Raw genomic sequence first — 21,846 nt, forward strand, 5'->3', positions numbered from 1 at the left:
CGACGCATGCGCTTGTCCCGAAACCGGTACCCGCTTTCGAGGGAAATGCTTAGCGGAGACTAGGCAATCTGAGCCGGGCCCATTCGCCGGGTGGGATCTCAGCCCCGACACGGAAGTTGAACGACAAGACCCTTGTCGCATCGGCGTCGACCTCGCACCGGAAGCTGAGGCGGTACCATGTGGTTGCCGTGCTGAAGGCGGCCACCGGAGGGCTAAGAACATTGCCCACCTTCAGCGGAATGGATGGCAGCCATTTGGGAGAATAAGAGGCGCCCTGCAATTCCTCGTTCAAAACGCTGCCGCAAAGGTTGGCAACCCGCTGGCCGCGAGGCACCTCGCTCATAGGGCTTGTGGCCAGCGCATCGCCGGTAGCGCCCTGCGAATAGAGCTTTCGAACACCCGGGAGGCCGGAATAGATCGGCGACGCAGCAACGGCGGCGTTGGTAGAACTTGGCGCCCCGGCGCTCTTGTTTCTGGGCTTCGAGACCTTTGCAGGCCTGAACTTCAGCGCATTTGCGGGGTTGGGCTTTTGCTTTGCGGCCGGCGCCGGAAGCTCGACTTTACCGCCGCTCTTAGCATCCAGCGGCGCCGGCGCCACGGCTGTCTGTTTTTCGGCGGTTGGCGCTCCTGCCTCTTGTTTGGCTGCCTGCTGTTTATCCGTTTCCTGGCTTGCCTGCTTCTCCTCACTTTGCGCCGGCTCGGCGTCCGTCGCGGCGGTTACCGGCTTCTCGTCAGCCGTGCTTTGATCTGCCGGTTGATCGGCATCTGCCGGCGCAGCAGATTGCTTCTGTACAGGCTTCGGCACGGCAGGCGGCTTGGTCTCGTTATCCTTTGCCGGCGACGGCGTGTTGTCCCGGTTGCCGGCTCCATCCAGGGATTTCCTGGGGCCGGTGTCCTTGTCGCCGTACTGGAAAACGGGCTTTAGCACCGCGATCGGCGGTGGCTTCGGCGGCTGCTTTTCCGGCACTGGCTTTTCAACTTTCTGCTCGGGCGGTTTTTCGACCTTCGGTTCCGGCAGCTTTTCGGCCTTGAGTTCCTTCGGCTGCGGTGCGGGCGAAGGCTTCGGTTTCGGCTGCTCGGGCGGAGGCACAAGCGCGACATTGACCGGCTGTTCCTGATCCGGCTGTTGGGCGGGCTTGGGCAAGGTATAGACCAGAAACGCTGCGATGAGCGCATGCAGCATCAGCGATGCGGGCAAAGTCCACGCCAAATTCCGACGCCGCTCTTCGGTCTCGCCCTTCATCCCGATCGATGTGGAACGAAATGGCGGCGGCTTCAAGCACACGCATCGGATCGGCGCCTGACAAGTCAGTGATTGGATGGCCACGTGCAGGTGCGAGAATCAGGGCGCGGGTGCAGGCTCGTCTGTGACAGGCCGGTCGCTGACTCGGGAACGTTATGCTGCTTGCAGGCCGGAACCACCTGAATATCGCCACGCCCACGGCACGCCGGCTTGCCACGAGGCCCCACGCCGCGATATCCCGGGCAACCTCCTCAGTTCCGGCCTTCCATGCTCAAGACCGTCTTCCTCACGCTGCTTTCGCTTGCCATCGCCATCGGCCTTGGCGGCGGCAGCGTCTGGTACGCGCTCAACGCGCAGGACGGCGTCGGCGCGATCCGCATCGGCCAATGGACAGCTTTTCCTGAAATCGGCACGGAAGGCTCCGACCCCTATTCCAAGGCGCGCGTGGCGCGTGAGGGCGTGCTGGCGCTCGGCCGGGCGGAAGGGTTGTCCTTCGTTGCCGAGCGCGACGAAGCCGGCCAGCCGCTGAAGCGGGAATGCGCCTATACGCTCGAAGGTGGCTACCCGACGGCGCGGTTCTGGACGCTTTATGCCGCCGACCAGTCGCTCGGCGTCCTCGACACCGGCAAGGCGAGACAGGCGGCGCTGCAATCCTACGAGGTGCTGCGCCGGCCGGACAATTCGGTCGTCATCTCCGTCGGCGACCGCCCTGCCCCGGGCAACTGGCTGCTGACGGCCGGCTTCGGCAAGATGTATTTCGTGCTGACCTTCTACGACACGCCGATCGCGAGCAGCACCGGGCTTTCCGACGTGACGCTGCCGCGTATCCTAAAGGCGGGCTGCCATGCGTAGCCTGCTGCACGCCCTGATCCTCGGCCTGCTCGGCGCCGGCATCGTGCATATCGCGGTGCTGTTTCTGGTGCCGGAATTTTCCGAGCGCGATGCCTGGTCGCGGCTGGCAATGGCCTCCGACCTCTACAAGATGACGCGCCTGGACGCCGAGGCCGGCGGTGCCCCCGTGGTGAAGTCGGTCGACCCCATGTTCTACGCGGCCGCCTGCCGCTTCAATCTCGCCGACGGGCTGGTGCGGATCCGGGCGCCGGGAGACGTGCCGTTCTGGTCGGCCTCGGTCTATGACCGCAGCGGCCACAACATCTATTCCTTCAACGACCACAATGCGAACAGCGAGAAGCTCGATGCCGTGGTGCTGACACCGGCGCAGATGATCGACGTGCGGCGCGATCTTCCCGAGGACTTGCAGGGCGCGATCTTCGTCGAGGTGCCGATCGAGGAGGGAATCTTCGTCGTCCGCGCCTTCGTGCCGGACGATAGCTGGAAGCCGATCGTGTCGCGCTTTCTCGAACAGAGCGCCTGCGAGCTGCAGGACTACTAGCGTCAGTTCAGTGATGCGGCACTAGTGGCCGTGGCGACCCCGGCTTGTCCGGGCCGTCCGGACGCGCGGCGCCGACCTGCGGCTGTGGCTCATAGCGGACGCCGGGGAAGATGATGACGGCCGCCGCCGTGTCGGTGTCGTGGGTTACTCGATTGACGGGTGCCGCTCGCGGCACGAAAGACAGGACCATGCCCATGGTTCGCGTATTCCTCTCGGTTGGACCGGAGCACAACGCAACGCCTCCAAAGTCGATTAAGGCGGGCAGAGGGTTAACGGAGCGCTAACGGATCGCGGCTAATTTGATGTTTGTTCCCTGGAGACGCGAAACCGGCCCGGCCGGATTGCGCGGGGCCGGGTCTGTGTCGAGTATCGGGCGTATCCTCCGTGTCTTCTTCGGATTTCAGGCACATCGCTATCCGGACCGAGGCGGGAAAAGCCGAAAGGCTGTTCCGCGCCGCAGTGTCGGCCTTCTGCTCGCTGACGCGCCCGTCGCGGCGCGAAATCGCCCAGCTCGAGGATCTGACGCTGCCGCTGTTCGACGAAGTGTCGGTCGAATCGCGCCGCTACGTCGCCGCGGCCCTTTCCGAATGCGAATATGCGCCGGCCGCGCTGGTGCGGCGGCTGGCCGAGGAGCCGGTCGAGATCGCGGCGCCGCTGCTTACCCGCTCGAACGCGCTGAGCGACATCGATCTGATCGCGCTCATCGGCCGCCATGGTCTACCGCACGCGCGCGCAATCGCCCGCCGCAAGGAACTCAATGCAACCATCGCCCACCTGATCCGCGCGCTGGAGAAGCCGACGCTGGTCAACACGCGGCCGGCGGAGACGGTCACGAAGCTCGCGCCGGTGAAACCGGCGCCCGCGTCCACAACAGAAGGCAGCCGCCCGGATCCCGGCGTGTCTGAGGAAAACGCGCGGCGGCGCCTGCGCTCGATGATGCGGCCCGACGGCGAAGGTGCGGCGGTCAACTTGTTCCTCGGCCAGTCGACTTATCTGAAGCTGCGCGAGACGGCGCTGACGGGCAACCTTGCTTTCTTCCAGACAGCGCTTGCCGATGCGCTCGACATCGATTTTGCCACGGCGCGCTCGATCATCGAGCAATCGGACTACGCAGCGCTGCTTGCGGGGCTCAAGGCGCTCGACCTCAGCGAAGACAGGGCCTTCCTGATCGCGGTCGCGGTCTATCCTGGCGAGTTCCCGCATCCGCAGGCGATCCGTCTGTTCCTCGACCGCTATCGGCGGCTGCATCGCGAGGCAGCGCTAGACAAGGTGCGGGCCTGGAAAGCCGAAACGCTGTCGCGGACGATACGCGGCAATGCCGTCGAGACAGCAAGCGCAGGGCGCCACGCATCGAACAGCGATGACAAGGCCACCGGCCGCAGGGCGTCCTGAACCAATTCTCAAAAGTGCACAGCGGTTTTCCATGGCCGGAAGGGACGCCGGGCCGCCGCCTCTATTCCGCCTTCACGGCAACAAGCTCCTCGACCGAAACGGAGCCGGCCTCGATCTCGACCACCCAGATGTCGGGATCGAATCTCTTTTCCTTTTCCAGCCTTGCATCGAATGCCGAGCTATCGTCGCCAGAATCGAGCAAGGTGAAGAAGCGCTCGTCGGGCTTGGCCGAATCGTAGCTCGTTTGCGGCGCCGGTCCGTACAAAGCCACCTCGCCCAGCCGGCCGCGCGACAACACAAAGACGGCGCCAGCCTCGGTCGCGCCGCGCTTGACCACGGCAGCAAAACCGCCGGCGGTGAAGACCCGGCGCAGAAGGGCCGATACCCAAAGATCGGTAGTCACGCGCATGGCAGGGTTCCGGATGGCATGCGCGGTTCCTTACAGCATCGGCAATGGAACCGAAAAGCCGGCAGCCCTCAGTTTGTCAGGCCGATCTCGCGCATCTTGGCATAGACCACTTCGTCCGGCTCGCCGGTCTCGGGCAGGCCGAACAGCGCCTGGAACTCCTTGATCGCAGACTTGGTGCGGGCGCCTACGACGCCGTCGAGCTGCATATCGTCGTTGCCGAAGGCCTTCAGGCCAGCCTGGATCTTGACGATGCGGGCGTCGGGCGCCTGCGTTGCGCCGTTGGCCGGGGCGGAGACCGGAATGGCTGCCGGTCCGGCGGCCTGGGCCGTCGCCCTATCGGCCGGTCTCGGCGCCGGACGCGGAATGGCCGCGGTCGTCTGCCTGGCGCCAAGCTGATCGAGCAGCGCGCCGTCGATATCGCCGGCAGCGGGCATGCCGACCTTGAGCTGATAGGCCTGGATGGCCTTGCGCGTGGCTGGGCCCGTGAGGCCGTCGACGGTGCCGTCGTAGAAATTGAGGTCCTTCAATATGCCCTGCACCTCCTGGACGACCGGGTCGGGCTTGGGAGTGGGCTGCGGCGGCGCCTGCCGCACGATGTTGATGGTGGTCTCCGGCTCATCCGAGATGGCATGCGGGAAATTCTCGATGCTCCTGGTGGCGAAGAAGGCGCCCGTGTGCGGAAAAGGCTGGTACCAGAGCGCGTTGGCCGAAACGTAGAAGAGCGTCACCAGGAAGGCGGTCGAGCCGCCGACCAGAACCGGATTGCGCGAGATCATCTGGCCAACCGCCGCAGCGCCCTCGGCAAGCATGCCGCGCTCGGGTTCGACCACCTTAGGCCGTCTTGCGGAGCGAGCCATTGCTGTCCCCATTTGCATCCCCCTTCGGCTTTGCAATCGGCACCGGCAGCACGTCGACCGGCGCGCCCGAGCGCCGCTTCGGTCCGTTCACCGGCAGGCTGATCGTCACCGTCGTGCCCTCGCCCGGGGCGCTCTCGATCGACATCGTGCCCTCATGCAGCCCCACAAGGCCCTTGACCAGCGACAGGCCGAGCCCGGTTCCCTCGAAGCGGCGCGTATAGTCGTTCTGGATTTGCATGAACGGCTTGCCGAGATTGGCCATATCTTCTTCGGCGATGCCGATGCCGGTGTCGCTCACCCAGAAATGCAGCCGCGAGCCGACCCGCTTGGCGCCGATTACCACGCTGCCGCCGTCAGGCGTGAACTTCACGGCGTTCGAAATGAGATTGATCAGGATCTGCTGCACGGCGCGGCGATCGGCATTGATCTCGCCGGCGTCAGGCGCGATCTGCGCGCCGAGCGAGATGCCCTTGGCCTCCGCCAGCGGCCGCATCATCGAGCCGCACATGTCGACGGCATCGGCGAAGCGGAACGGCTCGAGCTCGGTCGCATAGGCGCCTGCCTCTATGCGCGAGACATCGAGAATCGAGGTGACGACGGACAAAAGATGCTGGCCGGACTCCCTGACCAGCGCGACATATTCCTTCTGGCGCGGATCACGGAAGGCGCCGAACATCTCGTGCAGCAGCATGTCGGAGAAGCCGATGATGGCGTTGAGGGGCGTGCGCAGCTCGTGGCTGACCACCGCCAGGAAACGCCCCTTGGCCACTTCGGCGGCAGCCGCAGCCTCCCGCGCCGTGGCAAGCTCTTCGCGGAGCGCAGCGACCTCGTCGTTCTCACGAAGGACGAAGGTGAAGATGTCCTGCTCCAGCGCGCCGCGCATCAATTCAAGGCGGAACGGGCGGAAATTGTCGGCCGAGCCGCTACCGTCGCGCGGCAAGCGGATGCGCAGGTCGAGCCGGCGCTTCGGCGCGCCCTCGCGCATGTCCGCGAGCGCGGTGAGATAGGCGACGCGATCGGAAAGATGGACGCGCTCGAACAGGCCCGTGCCGAGCAGCAGTTCCGGCGCCAGCTTCAGAATGGAACGCGCCTTGGCCGAGGCGTCGAGCACCTCGCCCTGGCGGCCGACGCGCAGCACGACGGCGTCGATGATTTCTTCGAGACGGTCCACCGCAGGTTCCGCCTGGCGAGCGTTGGCCGGATTGGCGAAGGCAGCCGCGCGCGGCAAGAGCGTCAGTGCCCAGGCAAGCGGCAGCAGCCAGTGCCAACTGGCGATCCCGGTCTCGCCGAGCGGCAGGAACTGGTTCGCGAAAGGCTGCAGCAGAATGGCGGCAAGTGCCGCCAGCGCGCCCGAGAGCGCGGCGCGGCGCGATCCGGCAATCCACCAGGCCTCGACCGGCAAAGCCACGGCGAGCAGCGCAATCGGCGAGGCCAAGCCACCTGCCGCGGCAATTGCGCCGGCAAGCGCGAAGCCACCCGTCGCAACCGAGGCACGGCCGGCGAGCCTCATGCGGCCGGTGGCGGCAACCATAAGCGCTGCAAACCAGCACAGACCGAAAGCGCCGAAGATCGCAGCCACGGTAACGGCGGCACCCAGACTTGAGGTGACCAGCGTCACCGCCGCACCCGCGGCGAGGAAGGGAGCGGCGAGCATGACGCCGATGAAGCGGCGCTGGCGCAGGCGCTCAGCCTCGTCCATGACGGTCGGATGAACCATGCGTTCGCAGCCGTCGGCAACCGCGCCAGGCAGAGGAACGTATCTGGCCGTAATCGAACTCAACGCACTCGTACCCGGTCGTGAATTGCCCTGCCTTTTTGCAGGTGACTCTTGATGGCTCGAAGGTCGCATTCAGCGTTTAAGGAATGGATAAGGCAGACAAGGCGAGCGCCATGCCCAAGGCAAATATCGGGACGCCGGCACCCCAAAGCCCGCCGATCTGCCGCCATGGTAAATGGAGCGTTAGCCAAAGCCCGGCTCGCCTGGCCTCCTGGAAACCCAGCGCCGGTGCCCGCCCTCTTCAAAATTGTTCTTTTGAAACAGCTATATAGATGGTTACTTCAAAGTTAATGCCGTCGATGAGATTTGAGTTAAATCGATTGGGAAAACCAATCCTTTCGAATTTACCTAAAATTTGAAGAAAATTCGCGAGTTCAGGGCAAGCCGCCCTTCGCGCGTTTGTGCCACTATCCTGTCCATAAAAGAGGTCATGCCGATGGATGCATGATCCGGTCACGACGAGAGGCATTGAGATGGGCTTTCTGATCAGACTGGCTTTCTGGTTTTCGCTGGTGCTCTTGGCGCTGCCGCTCAGCGTAGGCCCCGACGAGGATGGCCGTGAGGCGGTCGGGCCGATCCAGGCGCTGTTTGCGGCGCGCGAGGCGGTCGGCGACATCGCCGGCATCTGCGAGCGCAAGCCGGATGTTTGCGAGACCGGCAAATCGGCCATGCACACCATCACCGTGCGCGCCAAGGAGACAGCCAAGATCGCCGCCGCCATGCTTGATGACCAGCAGTCGGAAAAGGCGGTCGCGCCCGATGCGAAGGTAGCGAAAACGTCTGTCGAGACCACCGGCAGCGTCGCCGAGGACTTCGTGCTGCCCGCTAAGGTCAACATTCCGGTGACGCTGACAGCGAAGAACTGAGACTTTCTTTTTCCTGGAATTGCTCTAACGCCGCGGGCCCGTCCGACCTCTCGACGCCCGCGGCGTCTTTCTTTTTTCCGTGACGCGGCGGCGCCGGGTTACTATATGCGGGCAATGACGACCTCGATCGAAACGATCCGCGACGACTTCTCCCTGCTCGACGAGTGGGAGGACCGCTACCGCTATGTGATCGAGCTCGGCGAGGCGCTGCCGCCATTTCCCGAGGCGGAACGCACACCGGCCAACAAGGTGCCGGGCTGCGTCAGCCAGGTGTGGCTGACCACCGAGCAGGAAGAAGGCATCGATCCGGTGGTCAGCTTCCGCGGCGATTCGGACGCCCACATCGTGCGCGGCCTTGTCGCCATCATGCTGGCGCTGTTCTCGGGCCGGCCGGCCAGCGAAATCCAGAACACCGATGCGGAAGTGACGCTGAAAGAGCTCGGCCTCGACGAGCATCTGTCGCCGCAGCGCGCCAACGGACTTCGCTCTATGGTCAAGCGCATCAAGCGCGACGCCGAAGCCGCCTTGAGGCAAACCGCCTGACTCTACCCAAGCCCGGCAACAAGCCGCACTGCGGCGGGTTGACCCGTTCGCAGCAAGCCTTTCCTAAAATAGTTCAAAAAGCAAACGGCGCCCCGCGGGCGCCGTTTGCTTTTGCCGAATTGCGTAAGCTGCTACCGGCGACCTTTGGGCTTGCGGCCGAGGCCCATCTTCTTGGCCAACTGCGAACGGGCGGCTGCGTAGTTTGGAGCGACCATCGGATAGTTGGCGTCCAGGCCCCACTTCTCGCGGTATTCTTCCGGGGTGAGATTGTAGTGCGTCATGAGGTGGCGCTTCAGCGACTTGAACTTCTTGCCGTCTTCGAGACAGACGATGTAGTCGTCATGCACGGAGCGCTTAGGGTTGACGGCCGGCTTCTGCTTCTCGGCCGAAGGCTGCTCCGTCGTGCCGCCGACGCGGCCGAGCGCAGCATGGACATCGGCAATCAGGTTCGGCAGTTCGCCGACCGGCACCGGGTTGTTGCTGACATAGGCCGCGACGACATCGGCGGTCAGCTCGATTAGCGCGTCCCCATTCCTTGAAGGTGTTTCGACGATATCCATTGTGCTCAGGCCCCAACGAGAGTTTGTTTTCTAGACTGCGCCCTTTTTCTGGATCGGGCACCGCGCGAATTTCATGCAGGCAAGCCCTGCGATTCGCGTCGCGTCATCTTAATGACCCTGTGCTGCAAGTAAGTCAATTCACCTATTGAATTATATTCGGCGATATTCATCAAATATTGCCGATTCAGCTTCAAAAATTCGTGTGCCGTGTAACTTAACGAGATTTTTCTGGCGGGGTCAGTGCAGCCTGACGTGGCGTCAAGCACGCTTTTACACCTCTGGTCGCGTCAAATCAGCTTCTTAATGCTTGGCTAAACTAAGGTTTGGCCACCCTGTGAACGAAGAATCCTAAGGATCATAGGCCGCGACATTCATCCTCGCGTCACACAGCCAAGTGGCCTCGACGAACCTCTCAGTAGGGTGTGATGTACTTGCCGTAGACCCACCCGGTAACAAAATGACCGTTCTGCGCCGGATCGTGCCAGACCTCGCACCAGCGGTAGCGGATCGTCTGCCGCTGCTTCCAGTGCGGTTGGCCGGCTATGTCGAGCAGATCTATCCCGCCCGTGCAACGGCCGGTCATCTGCAAGACCGTGCCATTCGGATAGGCCGCCTGTCTTTGCGATGTGTTTGACGGATACTTACGCGCGTTGAGCGTGTCGCCGAACGGCACGCCAGCCACTTGCCAAGCTGCGAACACGGTTGCATGAGACTGGCCGGAAAAGGCCAGGACTGCCGAAGCGACAGCGAAAGCCACGGCGGCTCGAACATAGGATTTCATCTTTTCCCCCTTTCGACTTACCTTGTGTAGACCACCTTGAACCCCGCCCTTTGAACCGCTGCTGAGCGACGCGTTCATTCGCCATTCAAGCAAATTTCGGGCAAATTCCACAGCGAGACGCAATGACCAGAACCTCCGTCTTTCCGACCGCCATCCCGCCGCGGCCCGAGAAACGCCCCATCTTCGACGTTCATCACGGCATCACCCGCACCGACGACTATGCCTGGATGCGGGCCGCCAACTGGCAGGCGATGTTCAGGGACCCTGCACTGCTCGACGGCGCGATCCGCGCTCATCTCGAGGCCGAGAATGCCTACCAGGCAACGCTGATGGCCGACACGGCCGAACTCCGCAGCAAGCTGTTCGCCGAGATGAAGGGGCGCATCAAGGAGGACGACTCCACCGTGCCGATGAAGGACGGTCCCTACGCCTACGGCTCGTCGTTCAAGCTCGGCGGCGAGCAACCGCGCTACTTCCGCACGCCGCGCGATGGCGGCATTGAGGAGATCCTGCTCGATGGCGATGCGGAAGCCGAAGGCAAGCCCTATTTCCGTCTTGGCGGATTCGACCATTCGGCCGACCATCGCAAGCTGCTCTGGGCTTTCGACGACAAGGGCTCGGAATTCTTCGCGCTGCGCGTGCGAGACGTCGCCAGCGGCAAGGAACTCACCGATCTGATCCCGGATACAGGTGGCGGCGGCGTGTGGAATGCCGGAGACGACGGCTTTTTCTACACCCGCCTGGACGACAGCCACCGCCCGTCAAAAGTGTTCTTCCACGCGCTTGGCGACAGTCCGGAGAACGACCGGCTGATTTACGAAGAGACAGATGCCGGCTTCTTCATGGATGTCAGCGGCACGCGTTCCAACGACTGGATCATGATCGGCATCAACGACCATGAAACCTCCGAATACCGGCTTCTGAGCGCCGACGAGCCGTTCGCCGAGCCGAAGCTGGTGGCGGCGCGCCAGACCGGCCTGCAATATGATCTGGAGGAAGGCGGTGACGTCTTCTTCATCCTCACCAATGCCGACGGCGCCAAGGACTTCAAGATCATGACCGCGCCGGTCGACGATCCGGTGCCGGCCAACTGGAAGGAACTGGTGCCGCACGAGCCCGGCCGGCTGATCCTGTCGGTGCTCGGCTTCAGGCACCACATGGTCAGGCTGGAACGCAAGGAGGGCCTGCCGCGCATCGTCGTGCGCGATCGGGCAACCGGCGAGGAGCACCTCATTTCCTTCGACGAGGAGGCCTTCTCGCTCGGCCTTTCCGGCTCCTACGAATACGACACCGAAGTGATGCGCTTCACCTATTCCTCGATGACGACACCGGCACAGGTGTTCGACTACGACATGCGCAGCCGCGAGCGCGTTCTCTTGAAGACGCAGGAGGTGCCATCGGGCCACGATCCGGAGCATTATGTCACGCGCCGGCTGATGGCGCCGGCTGCCGACGGCGAGCTGGTGCCGATCTCGCTGATCCACCATCGCGACACGCCGCTTGATGGCTCGGCGCCCTGCCTGCTCTACGGCTACGGCTCCTATGGCATCACGGTTCCCGCCGCCTTCAACACCAATTGCCTGTCGCTGGTCGACCGCGGCTTCGTCTACGCCATCGCCCATGTGCGCGGCGGCAAGGACAAGGGCTACGGCTGGTATGACGACGGCAAGCGTCGGCACAAGATGAACACCTTCACCGATTTCATCGCCTCGGCGCGCCATCTCGTGGCCGAGCGCTACACGTCGCACGATCGCATCGTCGCGCAGGGCGGCTCGGCCGGCGGTATGCTCATGGGGGCGATCGCCAACATGGCACCCGAAAGCTTCGGCGGCATCGTCGCCGAGGTGCCGTTCGTCGACGTGCTCACCACAATGCTCGACGCCAGCCTGCCGCTGACGCCGCCGGAATGGCCCGAATGGGGCAATCCGATCGCCTCGGCCGAGGACTACGGGACGATCGCGGCCTATTCGCCCTACGACAATGTCGCGGCGCTCGACTATCCGCCGATCCTGGCGCTGGCAGGTCTGACCGACCCGCGCGTCACCTATTGGGAGCCGGCCAAATGGGTGGCGCGACTGCGCGACCGCAAGGCGGGCGACAATCCGGTGCTGTTCAAGATTAACATGGAGTCCGGCCATGCCGGCGCCTCGGGCCGGTTCTCGCGCCTGGAGGAGATCGCGTATATCTACGCCTTTGCGTTGAAAGTGACCGGCAAGGCCTGATTTTTCCCTCGCAATCGCGAGCACCTCGCGCTACGCAATGCGCCGTCGTTTTTGGTCGCGGCTGTTTCGGGCCGCGCCAACTGTCATTCCAGGGTTCGTCATGCTGCTCGTCGACGTCTATCTCGACAAATCGCCCATCCAGGGCATCGGCGTCTTCGCCAAACACCGCATTCCAAAGGGCACGTTGATCTGGAAGCTCGATCCAAGGTTCGACCGGCGCATTTCGGTCGACACTTATGAGAACGAAAGCGGCCCAGTGAAGTCCTACCTCGACCGCTATTCCTATCCGGACAGGCGCGACCGGAATTATATCGTCTTCGAGGCCGACGATGCGCGCTATATGAACCATGCCGACGAGCCGAACTGCGACGTCTCCTCGCCAGAGGAAACCTACGCACTGCGCGACATCGCCCCCGGCGAGGAACTGACCTGCGACTACAACCACTTCTTCGAAAACGGCTTCGATTTTTTGGGCGACCGCCACCCGTAATCGGAGCGACCGCGGTCGAAGCGTCTCACGCGGAGAGCAATTCCGGCAAGCGCTCCATGGCCAATCTGCCGCGCAGGTGTCGGATGGCGGCTAAGGCTTTGCCGGCGATCATGCCTAAAGCGACCCCGCCGGCGATCGCAAGCAGTTGGAAGCTCGGAGCCGGCAGCCAGTCTGCGACCGGTGCCATCAAAAGCTCCGGGATGAAGCGATGGACCAGGTAGATGGGGAAAGCCGCGACGGCGACCTGCGTAACCGCCCGCCCCACCCCAGCAGGCAGGCGAACACGCGGCAGGTAAAGAAGTGCCGAAAGCGCCGCGAAGATCGTCAAATACTTGACCGTCGTCCCCAGCCAGACCGACTCCCAAAAGGCTAGATACCCCAATACGGCAGTGGCAAATGCGGTCACGACGAGTTTTCTGGCGGGAGTGTCGGCCAAACCGGCGCACCAGCCGAAGACCGCAAGGTGGAAGACCCAGTAGATCGCGAAGATCTGGCGGCTGCCTAAGTCCACGAACAATGGGACTGAGAAGCGCGCAGCGGCGGCAAACGCCAATAGTCCGATCGAGAAGGCAAAGGGTCGAGCCTGGGCGAGCCTGCGTAGAACCGGAACGGCAAAGGCGAGGGCGAAGATCAGAAGCGTCTGCGCATAGGCCTCGATGAACCAGTAGAGATACGGGATCATCTCGTGACGTTCCGGTTCGGCATAGCCGAAGTTGCCGGTAAGGGTCATCGAGGCCCAGGGCGCCGCCTGCCAGGCGAGGGAGTAAGCGGCGACTATGAGAAAATAAGGGATGAGGACGCCGATCGCAGGTTTCAGCGCGTGCCGGATCCGACCGGCAAGCAAATGGACAGCCTGGAAACGCGCAAGGCTGTAGCCGACAAGCAGCATCATGATGCCGGAGCCGCCCGGGATAGGCCACAGCGTCTCGTGATGCACGACCACTAGCAGGATGGCGAAGGCCCTCAGCACGATGTCGACAGGCGTCCAGTTTGCCTGGTCCCGCATGAAACGCCGTTCCGCCGAATGAAGATTTGTCAGGTCTCCAACGCTTAGCCGTTCCCAGCCGTCCGGTGGTTCCAAGCCGAGCCGTTCGAGTTCCAGAGCCAATTGCAGAAAGCGAAGGGAATCTCCGCCAAGGGAGACAAAGCTGTCAGTGCGGCCGACCGGAAGCGGATAGAACACGCGGGCATAGGCTCCAGGCACGCCGCCACATTCGGAGCGGATTTCCGCCCGTCCCAGCAACATCTCGCGCTGCAGGCAGCTATAGTCGATCTTGCCCGAGGCTAGCCTGGGAAAGTCGCCGCGCGTCGAAACTCGAACCAGATTGGCGGGCAAGCGGCTGACTTCGGCCAGGATACGCTGTGCCCTGCCCGCCGAGCCGGCGCCGATCACATAGGCCTGCAGGCCTCGATCGTCGCCAAGCACCGCGGCCGCAATGCCCGCCCGCTCCAGCGCCTGCTCCATGATATCGAAGCCGATCCGGAGGCCGGCAATCTTGGCAAAGCGGCTCTTGCGCCCGACGATGCGGAAGAAACCGTGCTCGTCCTGGACGGCAATATCGCCGGTGTTCAGGATCTCGACCTCAGCCCCGCGCACCAGATCACAACGCTGCTCGGCGTAACCCATCATGACGTTCGGGCCGCGATAGACAAGTTCTCCCGGGATGCCGGACCGGCTGACCGGCTTCCCCTTGTCGTCGACAATGCCGAGGCTGCCGCCTGGGATCGCGACACCGATCCGCTCCTCCCGGTCGCAAAGGCTCTCCGGCGGCACGAAGGCAATACGCGCCGTCGCCTCGGTTTGACCATACATGACGAAGAAGCGCCCACCCATGGCGCGCATGTGGTCCCGGTACAGGCGGATGACGTCGGGGCTGAGCTGTCCACCCGCCACCGTCATCATGCGCAAAGCCTTGAGCTTAGCGTCGCGGAAACGCATCCTTTCCAGGAGTTCGTAGGAATACGGGACGCCGGACAGATTGGTGCAGCCCCCGTCGGCGATTGTCTGAAGGAAATCGCCGTCCATGACCGAAACACCGGGGAAGAGGATGCTGCCGCCGGCAATCAGATGCGAATTGAGGACCGACAGTCCGTAGGAATAGTGCAGCGGCAGCATGAGAGCGGCCCTGTCGGCGGACGAGAGTTCGAGATAGGTCGTGATCGCGCGCGCATTGGCTTCGAGATTGGCATAGGACAGCCTGACCGCCTTGGCGGCGCCCGAACTGCCGGACGTCATCAGCAGCAGCGCGAGATCGGGATGCAGCGGCTCAGTGTCTCTCGCGGGCCAAGCTTCCTTCACGAGACGCCAGCGGCCATCGGCCGGACGGTAGGTGAAATCCGGCCGGAAGGCCGCCAGGAAATCGTCCCAGACCCTTCTGTCGCAAGGCGGCAGCATGGCCACCGCATGACCCGCCCGCAGGGCTCCAAGATAGGCGGCGACCGCATGCTCGGAGGGTTCCGCTGAAATAGCCACGAGCTGCTTTCCCTCATGCCCCAGCCGCGTGGCGAAGTGCTGCGCAAGCTCGTCGAGCTCCGCATAGGACAGGCTGCGCCCGCCGACAAAGAGAAGTGCGGCGCGCTGCTCGCCGCGAGCGAATTCAGACACAAGATCGAGAGAGTGCATGGGCAAGCTTCGGTCCGCCTGGAAACTGGCCGAAGCGCGTATGATACATGACTATTAAAGTCAACTAATACGGACTTGAAACACCACAGGCACATCGCACCGATGATGTCGCACAGCCGATATGCGTCGGTCAGCTCGCCGGCTTGCGCGCCGGATAGCCGTTGGGATGCGGCGGGACGGCCTTCAGATACGCCGCGATCGCGGCGCGGTCGTCGGCCGTCAACTGAGCTATGTTGCGCTGCACGTCGACCATGGCGCCGCCGACGGAATCGAAATCCGGCGTGAAGCCGGTTTCGAGATAGTTGGCGATGTCGGCCTCCGACCAGTCCTTGGTGCCGCCCTGCGGGGTGATATTGGGCACCACGCCCGAGCCTTCGGCAGCCACGGCTCCCGCCAGCCATTGGGCCTTCTTGACGCCGCCGACAAAGTCGCGCGGCGTATGGCATTCGCCGCAATGGCCGGGGCCCTCGACCAGATAGCGGCCGGCCAGTACCTTGTCGGGCTCGCCATCGGGCAAGGCAATGACTGGTTCAGGGCTGACATAGAGCCGCTTCCAGAGACCAATGCCGCGACGGATGCTGAAGGGGAAGGAGAGTTTGTGGCCGGGCGCCTTGCCGGCGACCGCCGGCAACGTCTTCATGAAGGCATAGAGGTCGGCGACATCGGCCGGCTTCATGCGAGCATATGAGGCATAGGGGAAGGCCGGATAAAAATGCTCGCCGGAGGGCGAAATGCCCTTCAGCATCGCATTGGCGAAGTCCTCCTCGCTCCAGGCGCCGATGCCGTCCTTCTGATCCTGCGAGATGTTGGGCGGCACGAAGGTGCCGAACGGCGTCTTCAGCTCCAGCCCGCCGGCAAGCTCCAGGCGGGCATCACCCTTGGACCCCGGTTTGGCGTGGCAGGACGTGCAGCCGCCGACAAAGAAGATGCGCTTGCCTTTCGCAGCATCACCGGGCCCGAGCTGCGCCACGGTCGCGGCATCAAGTCTGACGGGCGCTGACAACGCCCAGCCGGCGACCGCGCCGGCGCCGCCCAGCACGGCGACGGCGCCGACGAGCTTCTTCAGCCAGGCCATGGCGGGAGATCAGCTCTTCTTCATCCTGTAGGTCTGGTGGCAGGCGCCGCAGTCGCCGCCGATCGTGTTGAACTGCGCCTTCAGCGCATCGACATCACCCGGCGGCGACGCCACTGCGGCCTTGACGTCGGCCAGGAACTTGTCCCCGGCCGCCTTGAAGCCCGACATGTCTTCCCAGATCTTCGGCGCCGCCGTGGTGTCGCCCTTGTCGCTGCCGGCCGGGAAAAGTTTCTCGGCATCGAATTTCTCGGCATTGGCCTGCAGCGCCTGCAGCGCCGTCAGCACAGCGGCGGCGTCGAAAGCCTCCTCGCCTTTGACGACCTTGGACAATTGGCCGGCGAGCTTGCCGCGTTCCTTCATCAGGGCCTGGCGATCCTTGATCGGGTCGGCATAAGCGGCCGAGCCGGCAAAGGCGAGCAAAGAGATGGCGATGACAAGCTTTCTCATTCAATTGGCTCCATGGTGAAGAGAGTTCGCGACTAGACGTTAACGGGCGTCGCAGTGGAATTATTCCCTCCGCGCGGCAACGATTTTCTGGACTGGAATGGCCCTCCTGCGCCGGCAAAAGAAAAGCCCCGGTCATGCCGGGGCTTTTCGCAGAGGTCGATCAAGCTTTCGCCTTCTCGTAGAGTTCCAGGACATAGTCCCAGTTGATCAGGCTGTCGACGAAGGCCTCGAGATATTTCGGCCGCGCGTTGCGGTAGTCGATGTAATAGGAGTGCTCCCAGACGTCGACGCCGAGGATCGGCGAAGCGCCATGGACCAGCGGGTTCTCGCCATTTGGGGTCTTCGAGATCGCGAGCTTGCCATCCTTGACCGAAAGCCATGCCCAGCCGGAGCCGAACTGGGTGGTGCCGGCGGCGACGAAGTCGGCCTTGAACTTATCGTAGCCGCCGAGATCGGCATCGACGGCCTTCTGCAGCGCGCCCGGCAGCTTGTTGCCGCCGCCGCCCTTCTTCATCCATTTCCAGAAATGGATGTGGTTGTAGTGCTGGGCGGCATTGTTGAAGAGCCCGGCATTCTTGCCGAAGGACTGCTTCACGACCTCTTCGACCGACAGGTCGCCCATTCCAGCCTCGGCGGCCAGCTTATTGCCGTTGTCGACATAGGCTTTGTGGTGCTTGTCGTGGTGATACTCCAGCGTCTCCTTCGACATGTAAGGCTGCAGGGCCTCATAGTCGTAGGGCAAAGCGGGCAACTCAAAAGCCATGGATGGTACTCCCTCAGGAAAAAGTCCGGTGCAACTACCGGACTAAGATAGGTCTGGAATGGGTTGGGGCAACTCCGGAATGGAGCGCCGATCGCCTTTTTATCCGCTCAGGCGGCGGAAGTCGAATGCGCCCAATCCCAATAGAGCTCGCGCGCCTTCTTGGCGACCGGCCCGGGCTGAAGGTCGCGGTCCTCGATGCGGGTGATCGGCACCACCTTGGAATGGTTGCCGGTCGAGAAGATCTCGTCCGCCTCGAGAAATTCGCGGATCGACAGCGTCTTCTCGGTGGTCTTGAAGCCGTAGTCGGCGAGCAGGCTGATCGTGCGCGAACGGGTGATGCCGGAGAGGAACGTGCCGTTCGCCGCCGGCGTCATCACGTGGCCGTCCTTGACCAGGAAGATGTTGGAGGTGCCGGTCTCGGCGACATTGCCCAGCATATCCAGCACCAGCGCGTTATCGAAGCCGCGCATCTTGGCCTCGAGGATGGCGCGGCCGTTGTTGGGATAGAGGCAGCCGGCCTTGGCGTTGGTCGGCATGGTCTCGATGGTCGGCCGCCGGAACGGCGAGAGGCCGATCGAAAAGCCCGAAGGTGGAATCATCGGCGACTCGTAAAGGCAGAGACAGAAGCGGGTCGAGGACGGGTCGGCCGGCACGCCCATATAGCCGCCATGCTCGGCCCAGTACATCGGCCTGATATAGACGGCGGTCTTGCCGTCGAATTTCTTCAGGCCGTCCCAGGTCAGCCCGACGATCTGCTCCATCGTCATGGATGGCTTCAGGCCGAGCGCGATCGCCGAGGCGTTGACGCGCGCGGCGTGGCGATCGAGGTCGGGCGCCACGCCTTCGAACCAGCGGGCGCCGTCGAACACACTGGTGCCCAGCCACATGGCGTGGCTGCGCGGTCCCAGAATGGCGACATTGCCCTCGTACCAGTCGCCGTCCACATAGGTCCATGTCGCGGACTGCGCCGCTGCCGCCAGTGTCATCGTTTGCCGTCCGTATGGATGATTTCAGGCAGCCATAGGACGATGCTTTGACGGCCGGCGTCAACCGACATCGGAAAAAATCCTTGAGGCCAGAGGCACTTAAAGCGCGGCGCACCGAAGGGGATGGGTGATGCGTTTTAAGTTTTTGTCTTATGCAATCCTTTCCCAAAACCGCTGCCCACTTTTGGGCGACATGCATTAGCCGCAATCAGCGCTTGCGCGGCAAGGCCGCGCGCCGCAAAACTCTCCCTATGCATCATGCAGCCTATGTCTTCGACGCCTATGGCACGTTGTTCGACGTGCACGCCGCCGTGCGCCGTCATGCCGGCGAGATCGGGCCGGACGGCCAGCTTCTCTCCGAAATCTGGCGCGCCAAGCAGCTCGAATATTCCTGGGTGCGGACGCTGATGGGCGCCTACGCCGATTTCTGGCAACTGACCGAGCAGGCGCTGGACTTCGCGCTGCGCAAGGTGCCGTCGGCCGATCCGGCGCTAAGGGCAAGGCTGCTGGAAGCCTATTGGCGGCTCGACTGCTATCCGGAAGTGCCGGCGGTATTGAAGGCGCTGAAAGCAGCGGGCGCGAAGCTCGCGATCCTGTCCAACGGCTCGCCGGAAATGTTGCGGGCGGCGGTGAAATCGGCCGCCCTCGACCAGATCCTCGACGACGTCTTCTCGGTCGACGAGATCAAGCGCTTCAAGACCGACCCTTCGGTCTACGATATGGTGGTCACCGGCTGGCGGCTCTATCCGGGGGCGGTGTCGTTCCAGTCCTCCAACCGCTGGGACGTCGCGGGCGCCGCCAGATTCGGCTTCCGCACCGTCTGGATCAATCGCGCCAATCAGCCCGACGAATACCGGGACTTTCCGCCGGGGCTGATCCTGCCCTCGCTCGAAGGCCTTCTGGCAGAGGTTTGAGGGGTGCTGTTGCTGCAGTGCAACAGATGTGTCGCGGTCACAGCTTCGCCTTTGTTTGTCCACCCTGAGGCCAGAATTGGAACCGCCTATCACCGCCGACTGTTATTGGAGCTGCCGGCGGCCGCCTGCCGATTTCATGCATTCTTGCGAATTAAGACCTAGAAAAGGCAACCATGTCAGACGCTTCCTTCCGCATCAGCCGCCGTGGCTTCCTCAATCTCACGGCCCTTGGCGCTGCTTCGGCGGTTTCCGCCTGCTCCACCACCGGTCGTGGCCCGGCGGCCGTGCAGCCGCCACCGCCGGCCTCTGTCGAGCCGCCGCTCGGCGACTACGCCACCATGTATGGGCCGATGTCCGACAACGGCTTCGACCTGCCGGCCATCCCGGTGAACAAGATCGATCACAGATATTTGCGCCAGATCGTTCCCGATCCGACCGGACAGCGCCCGGGCACCATCGTCGTCGATACCACCAACCACTTCCTCTATCTGGTGCGCGAAGGCGGCCAGGCGATCCGCTACGGCGTCGGTCTCGGCCGCGCCGGCTTCGAATGGTCGGGCGATGCGGTCGTGCAGTGGAAGCAGAAGTGGCCGAAATGGACGCCGCCGGACGAGATGGTCGCCCGCCAGCCGGAACTGACGGAGTTCAGTGCCAAGAACGGCGGCATGCCGGGAGGTCTGAAGAACCCGCTCGGGGCACGTGCGCTCTACCTCTTCCAGGGTAACCAGGACACGCTCTATCGTCTGCACGGGTCGCCGGAATGGTGGTCGATCGGCAAGTCGGTCTCGTCGGGCTGCGTGCGCCTGATCAACCAGGACATTATCGACCTCTATGACCGTGTGCCCAACAAGACGCCGGTCGTGGTCACAGCAGCTGTCGGCGAGCCGATGGCCGATATGCCCGAGCGCCGGGCCATTCCGATCGACAACGGCGTGCCGGACGACTCTGTCCTGCTGGGGCCGGTGCCGCAGGAGAGTAACGAGATCTTTTGATCCGGCGTTCGTCAGCGGTGCTTGGCGAGGATGTCCGCCAGCACCGCAACGCCGCGTCGCAACGCCTCCGCGTCGAGACCAGCATATCCCATGATGAAGCCCGTCGTTTCGGGCCGCGGCTCGGCCTGATCATAGAGCGGCGATACCGGATAGAGGCCGATCCCCGCAGCACGTGCGTCGGCGATGATCGCCGGCTCGCATCCAGAATCGATGCCGTTCAACCAGGCCACGACGTGCAGGCCCGTGTCGGCTCCCGCTACCGTGACGCTCAGGCCGAGACGGTCGGTCAGCGCCTGCAGCAGGATCGCCCTGCGCTCGGCATTTTTCCTGCGGATGCTGCGGACGTGGCGCTCGTAAGTGCCGCTCGTCAGCAGGTCGGCCAACACGTCCTGCTCCAGCATCGGCGCATGCCGGTCGGTCAGGCGCTTTGCCTCGCTAAAGGCCCGACGCAGGCCGGCGGGGACGACGAGATAGCCGAGCCGCAAGGTGGGCGAGAGCGTTTTGGACAGCGTGCCGACATAGATGACCAAGCCTGGATCGAGCGTCTGCAGAGGCGGGATGGGGGCGATGTCGTGGCGGTATTCGCCGTCGTAATCGTCTTCGACGATGTAGGCGCCTGATGCAGTGGCCCAGGCCAGGAGGGAACGCCGCCGCGTCGCCGAAAGCACGCCGCCGAGCGGAAACTGGTGTGATGGCGTCGCGTAAGCCAGACGGGCCGGCGGCAGCGCATCCGTCCTTAGCCCGTCAGCGTCGACCGCAACTGGGACGGCGACGCCGCCGGCAGCCGTGAAGGCATGGTGGGCCAGCAGATAGCCCGGATTCTCGATCACGAACGGGTCGCCGGGGTCGAGCAGCAGCCGCGCGCAGAGGTCGAGCCCTTGCTGTGAGCCGTTGACGATGACGATCTGGTCCGGCGCGCAGATGATGCCGCGAGCGCGCCAGAGATAGGTTTGAAGGGCGCTGCGAAGAGCAAGCGATCCCTGTGGGTCGCCATAGCGCAACCGTGCGCCGCGCTGCAGAATGGCTTTGTTCGAGGCCCGTCGCCAAGCCAGCACCGGGAAGTCCGCCCCGGACAGGTCGCCATAGCGGAAATCCGCAACCTTGGCCGGCTGCTGTTCCGCCGGCGGAGGCAAAGCCAGTAGCCTGCGCGCGAACGTCGAGAGGTTGCGTGGCGAGGCAGCCGCGATGGGGGCCGCCCCTGACGGCCTCTCCAGTCCCGGAGCCACGATGGCACGCGCGCCTTGCCGGATGCTCAGATAGCCTTCGGCGTCGAGCTGGTTGTAGGCCGCGGTCACCGTGGTTCGCGACGCGCCCCATTCGGCGGCAAAGGCGCGCGACGACGGCAGGCGATCGCCGGGCCGGTAAACGCCGCTGTGGATCTGCGCCTTGATGGCCGCGATGATCCGGCGCGCCACGCCTTCCTGTTCCAACTGGACCACAGAAAACCTGCAAAACTGGATGTTCCAAGCAAGCCAGCTTTCCGGCATCTTTCCATGCAATGCAAGGAGTTTTC

General features: G+C 63.6%; 22 protein-coding genes. 9 read left to right on the plus strand and 13 right to left on the minus strand.

Going from position 1 to position 21,846, the window contains the following annotated elements; genetic code table 11:
* Window positions 1-49 precede the first annotated feature (49 nt).
* Complete coding sequence (locus CK220_RS19250; RefSeq protein ID WP_095813051.1) at window positions 50-1,243, minus strand: DUF930 domain-containing protein; 1,194 nt, start codon at window positions 1,241-1,243, stop codon at window positions 50-52.
* A gap of 267 nt (window positions 1,244-1,510) precedes the next feature.
* Between CK220_RS19250 and CK220_RS19255 the strand changes: the two genes are divergently transcribed.
* Window positions 1,511-2,095, plus strand: a complete 585-nt coding sequence (locus CK220_RS19255) for a DUF1214 domain-containing protein (RefSeq protein WP_095813052.1) — start codon at window positions 1,511-1,513, stop codon at window positions 2,093-2,095.
* A complete protein-coding gene (locus tag CK220_RS19260; RefSeq protein WP_095813053.1) occupies window positions 2,088-2,636 on the plus strand; it encodes a DUF1254 domain-containing protein in 549 nt (182 codons plus the stop codon). Before CK220_RS19255 ends, CK220_RS19260 begins: the two co-directional genes overlap by 8 nt.
* A 7-nt stretch (window positions 2,637-2,643) precedes the next feature.
* On the opposite strand, the gene CK220_RS19265 is transcribed toward CK220_RS19260, so the two are convergent.
* Window positions 2,644-2,832, minus strand: coding sequence for a hypothetical protein (locus CK220_RS19265; protein ID WP_082953733.1), 189 nt, complete (start codon window positions 2,830-2,832; stop codon window positions 2,644-2,646).
* Between the two features lie 188 nt (window positions 2,833-3,020).
* On the opposite strand from CK220_RS19265, the gene CK220_RS19270 reads away from it, so the two are divergent.
* The gene (locus tag CK220_RS19270; RefSeq protein WP_095813054.1) at window positions 3,021-4,028 is read left to right on the plus strand and encodes a DUF2336 domain-containing protein; all 1,008 of its coding nucleotides are present in this window, start codon (window positions 3,021-3,023) and stop codon (window positions 4,026-4,028) included.
* Window positions 4,029-4,089: 61 nt separating this feature from the next.
* On the opposite strand, the gene CK220_RS19275 is transcribed toward CK220_RS19270, so the two are convergent.
* The 3 genes from CK220_RS19275 to CK220_RS19285 all read right to left on the minus strand — a co-directional run bounded on the left by CK220_RS19275 (window position 4,090) and on the right by CK220_RS19285 (window position 7,011).
* The gene (locus CK220_RS19275; protein WP_095813055.1) at window positions 4,090-4,437 is read right to left on the minus strand and encodes a DUF1491 family protein; all 348 of its coding nucleotides are present in this window, start codon (window positions 4,435-4,437) and stop codon (window positions 4,090-4,092) included.
* A gap of 68 nt (window positions 4,438-4,505) precedes the next feature.
* On the minus strand, window positions 4,506-5,294 hold the full coding sequence (locus CK220_RS19280; protein ID WP_095813056.1) for a peptidoglycan-binding protein: 789 nt from the start codon (window positions 5,292-5,294) through the stop codon (window positions 4,506-4,508).
* Window positions 5,269-7,011, minus strand: a complete 1,743-nt coding sequence (locus CK220_RS19285) for a PAS domain-containing sensor histidine kinase (protein WP_095813057.1) — start codon at window positions 7,009-7,011, stop codon at window positions 5,269-5,271. Before CK220_RS19285 ends, CK220_RS19280 begins: the two co-directional genes overlap by 26 nt.
* A gap of 533 nt (window positions 7,012-7,544) precedes the next feature.
* Here CK220_RS19285 and CK220_RS19290 point away from each other — a divergent pair.
* Window positions 7,545-7,937: a DUF5330 domain-containing protein gene (locus tag CK220_RS19290; RefSeq protein WP_095813058.1), complete on the plus strand. Its 393-nt coding sequence runs from the start codon at window positions 7,545-7,547 to the stop codon at window positions 7,935-7,937.
* A 114-nt stretch (window positions 7,938-8,051) separates the two neighbouring features.
* Window positions 8,052-8,480 (plus strand): SufE family protein, encoded by a 429-nt coding sequence (locus CK220_RS19295; RefSeq protein WP_095813059.1) that lies wholly within the window; start codon window positions 8,052-8,054, stop codon window positions 8,478-8,480.
* Between the two features lie 131 nt (window positions 8,481-8,611).
* Here CK220_RS19295 and CK220_RS19300 read toward each other — a convergent pair whose 3' ends face one another.
* Both CK220_RS19300 and CK220_RS19305 read right to left on the minus strand, forming a co-directional pair.
* Window positions 8,612-9,040 (minus strand): MucR family transcriptional regulator, encoded by a 429-nt coding sequence (locus tag CK220_RS19300; protein ID WP_067320912.1) that lies wholly within the window; start codon window positions 9,038-9,040, stop codon window positions 8,612-8,614.
* A gap of 412 nt (window positions 9,041-9,452) precedes the next feature.
* Window positions 9,453-9,821, minus strand: a complete 369-nt coding sequence (locus CK220_RS19305) for a hypothetical protein (RefSeq protein WP_095813060.1) — start codon at window positions 9,819-9,821, stop codon at window positions 9,453-9,455.
* 122 nt (window positions 9,822-9,943) lie between these two features.
* Here CK220_RS19305 and CK220_RS19310 point away from each other — a divergent pair, with 122 nt between their 5' ends.
* Together CK220_RS19310 and CK220_RS19315 are read left to right on the plus strand one after the other, a co-directional pair.
* On the plus strand, window positions 9,944-12,043 hold the full coding sequence (locus CK220_RS19310) for a S9 family peptidase (protein ID WP_095813061.1): 2,100 nt from the start codon (window positions 9,944-9,946) through the stop codon (window positions 12,041-12,043).
* A 100-nt stretch (window positions 12,044-12,143) separates the two neighbouring features.
* Window positions 12,144-12,533 (plus strand): SET domain-containing protein-lysine N-methyltransferase, encoded by a 390-nt coding sequence (locus CK220_RS19315; RefSeq protein WP_095813062.1) that lies wholly within the window; start codon window positions 12,144-12,146, stop codon window positions 12,531-12,533.
* A 25-nt stretch (window positions 12,534-12,558) separates the two neighbouring features.
* Here the strand turns inward: CK220_RS19315 and CK220_RS19320 are convergent, their stop codons facing one another.
* The 5 genes from CK220_RS19320 to CK220_RS19340 form a co-directional block, all read right to left on the minus strand.
* Window positions 12,559-15,156, minus strand: coding sequence for an AMP-binding protein (locus CK220_RS19320; RefSeq protein WP_095813063.1), 2,598 nt, complete (start codon window positions 15,154-15,156; stop codon window positions 12,559-12,561).
* A 130-nt stretch (window positions 15,157-15,286) separates the two neighbouring features.
* Window positions 15,287-16,231: a cytochrome c gene (locus CK220_RS19325; RefSeq protein ID WP_095813064.1), complete on the minus strand. Its 945-nt coding sequence runs from the start codon at window positions 16,229-16,231 to the stop codon at window positions 15,287-15,289.
* 9 nt (window positions 16,232-16,240) lie between these two features.
* A complete protein-coding gene (locus tag CK220_RS19330) occupies window positions 16,241-16,678 on the minus strand; it encodes a cytochrome c (protein WP_095813065.1) in 438 nt (145 codons plus the stop codon).
* 160 nt (window positions 16,679-16,838) lie between these two features.
* Window positions 16,839-17,441, minus strand: a complete 603-nt coding sequence (locus tag CK220_RS19335; RefSeq protein ID WP_066997682.1) for a superoxide dismutase — start codon at window positions 17,439-17,441, stop codon at window positions 16,839-16,841.
* Window positions 17,442-17,548: 107 nt separating this feature from the next.
* Window positions 17,549-18,427, minus strand: a complete 879-nt coding sequence (locus CK220_RS19340) for a branched-chain amino acid aminotransferase (protein WP_095813066.1) — start codon at window positions 18,425-18,427, stop codon at window positions 17,549-17,551.
* Window positions 18,428-18,678: 251 nt separating this feature from the next.
* Here CK220_RS19340 and CK220_RS19345 point away from each other — a divergent pair, with 251 nt between their 5' ends.
* Both CK220_RS19345 and CK220_RS19350 read left to right on the plus strand, forming a co-directional pair.
* Complete coding sequence (locus CK220_RS19345) at window positions 18,679-19,341, plus strand: haloacid dehalogenase type II (RefSeq protein WP_095813067.1); 663 nt, start codon at window positions 18,679-18,681, stop codon at window positions 19,339-19,341.
* A gap of 173 nt (window positions 19,342-19,514) precedes the next feature.
* A complete protein-coding gene (locus CK220_RS19350) occupies window positions 19,515-20,333 on the plus strand; it encodes a L,D-transpeptidase (protein WP_095813068.1) in 819 nt (272 codons plus the stop codon).
* A gap of 11 nt (window positions 20,334-20,344) precedes the next feature.
* On the opposite strand, the gene CK220_RS19355 is transcribed toward CK220_RS19350, so the two are convergent.
* Complete coding sequence (locus CK220_RS19355; RefSeq protein ID WP_095813069.1) at window positions 20,345-21,820, minus strand: PLP-dependent aminotransferase family protein; 1,476 nt, start codon at window positions 21,818-21,820, stop codon at window positions 20,345-20,347.
* Between the last annotated feature and the right edge of the window lie 26 nt (window positions 21,821-21,846).

The sequence above is a fragment of the Mesorhizobium sp. WSM3860 genome, from assembly GCF_002294995.1.
In the GTDB taxonomy this organism is placed as follows: domain Bacteria; phylum Pseudomonadota; class Alphaproteobacteria; order Rhizobiales; family Rhizobiaceae; genus Mesorhizobium.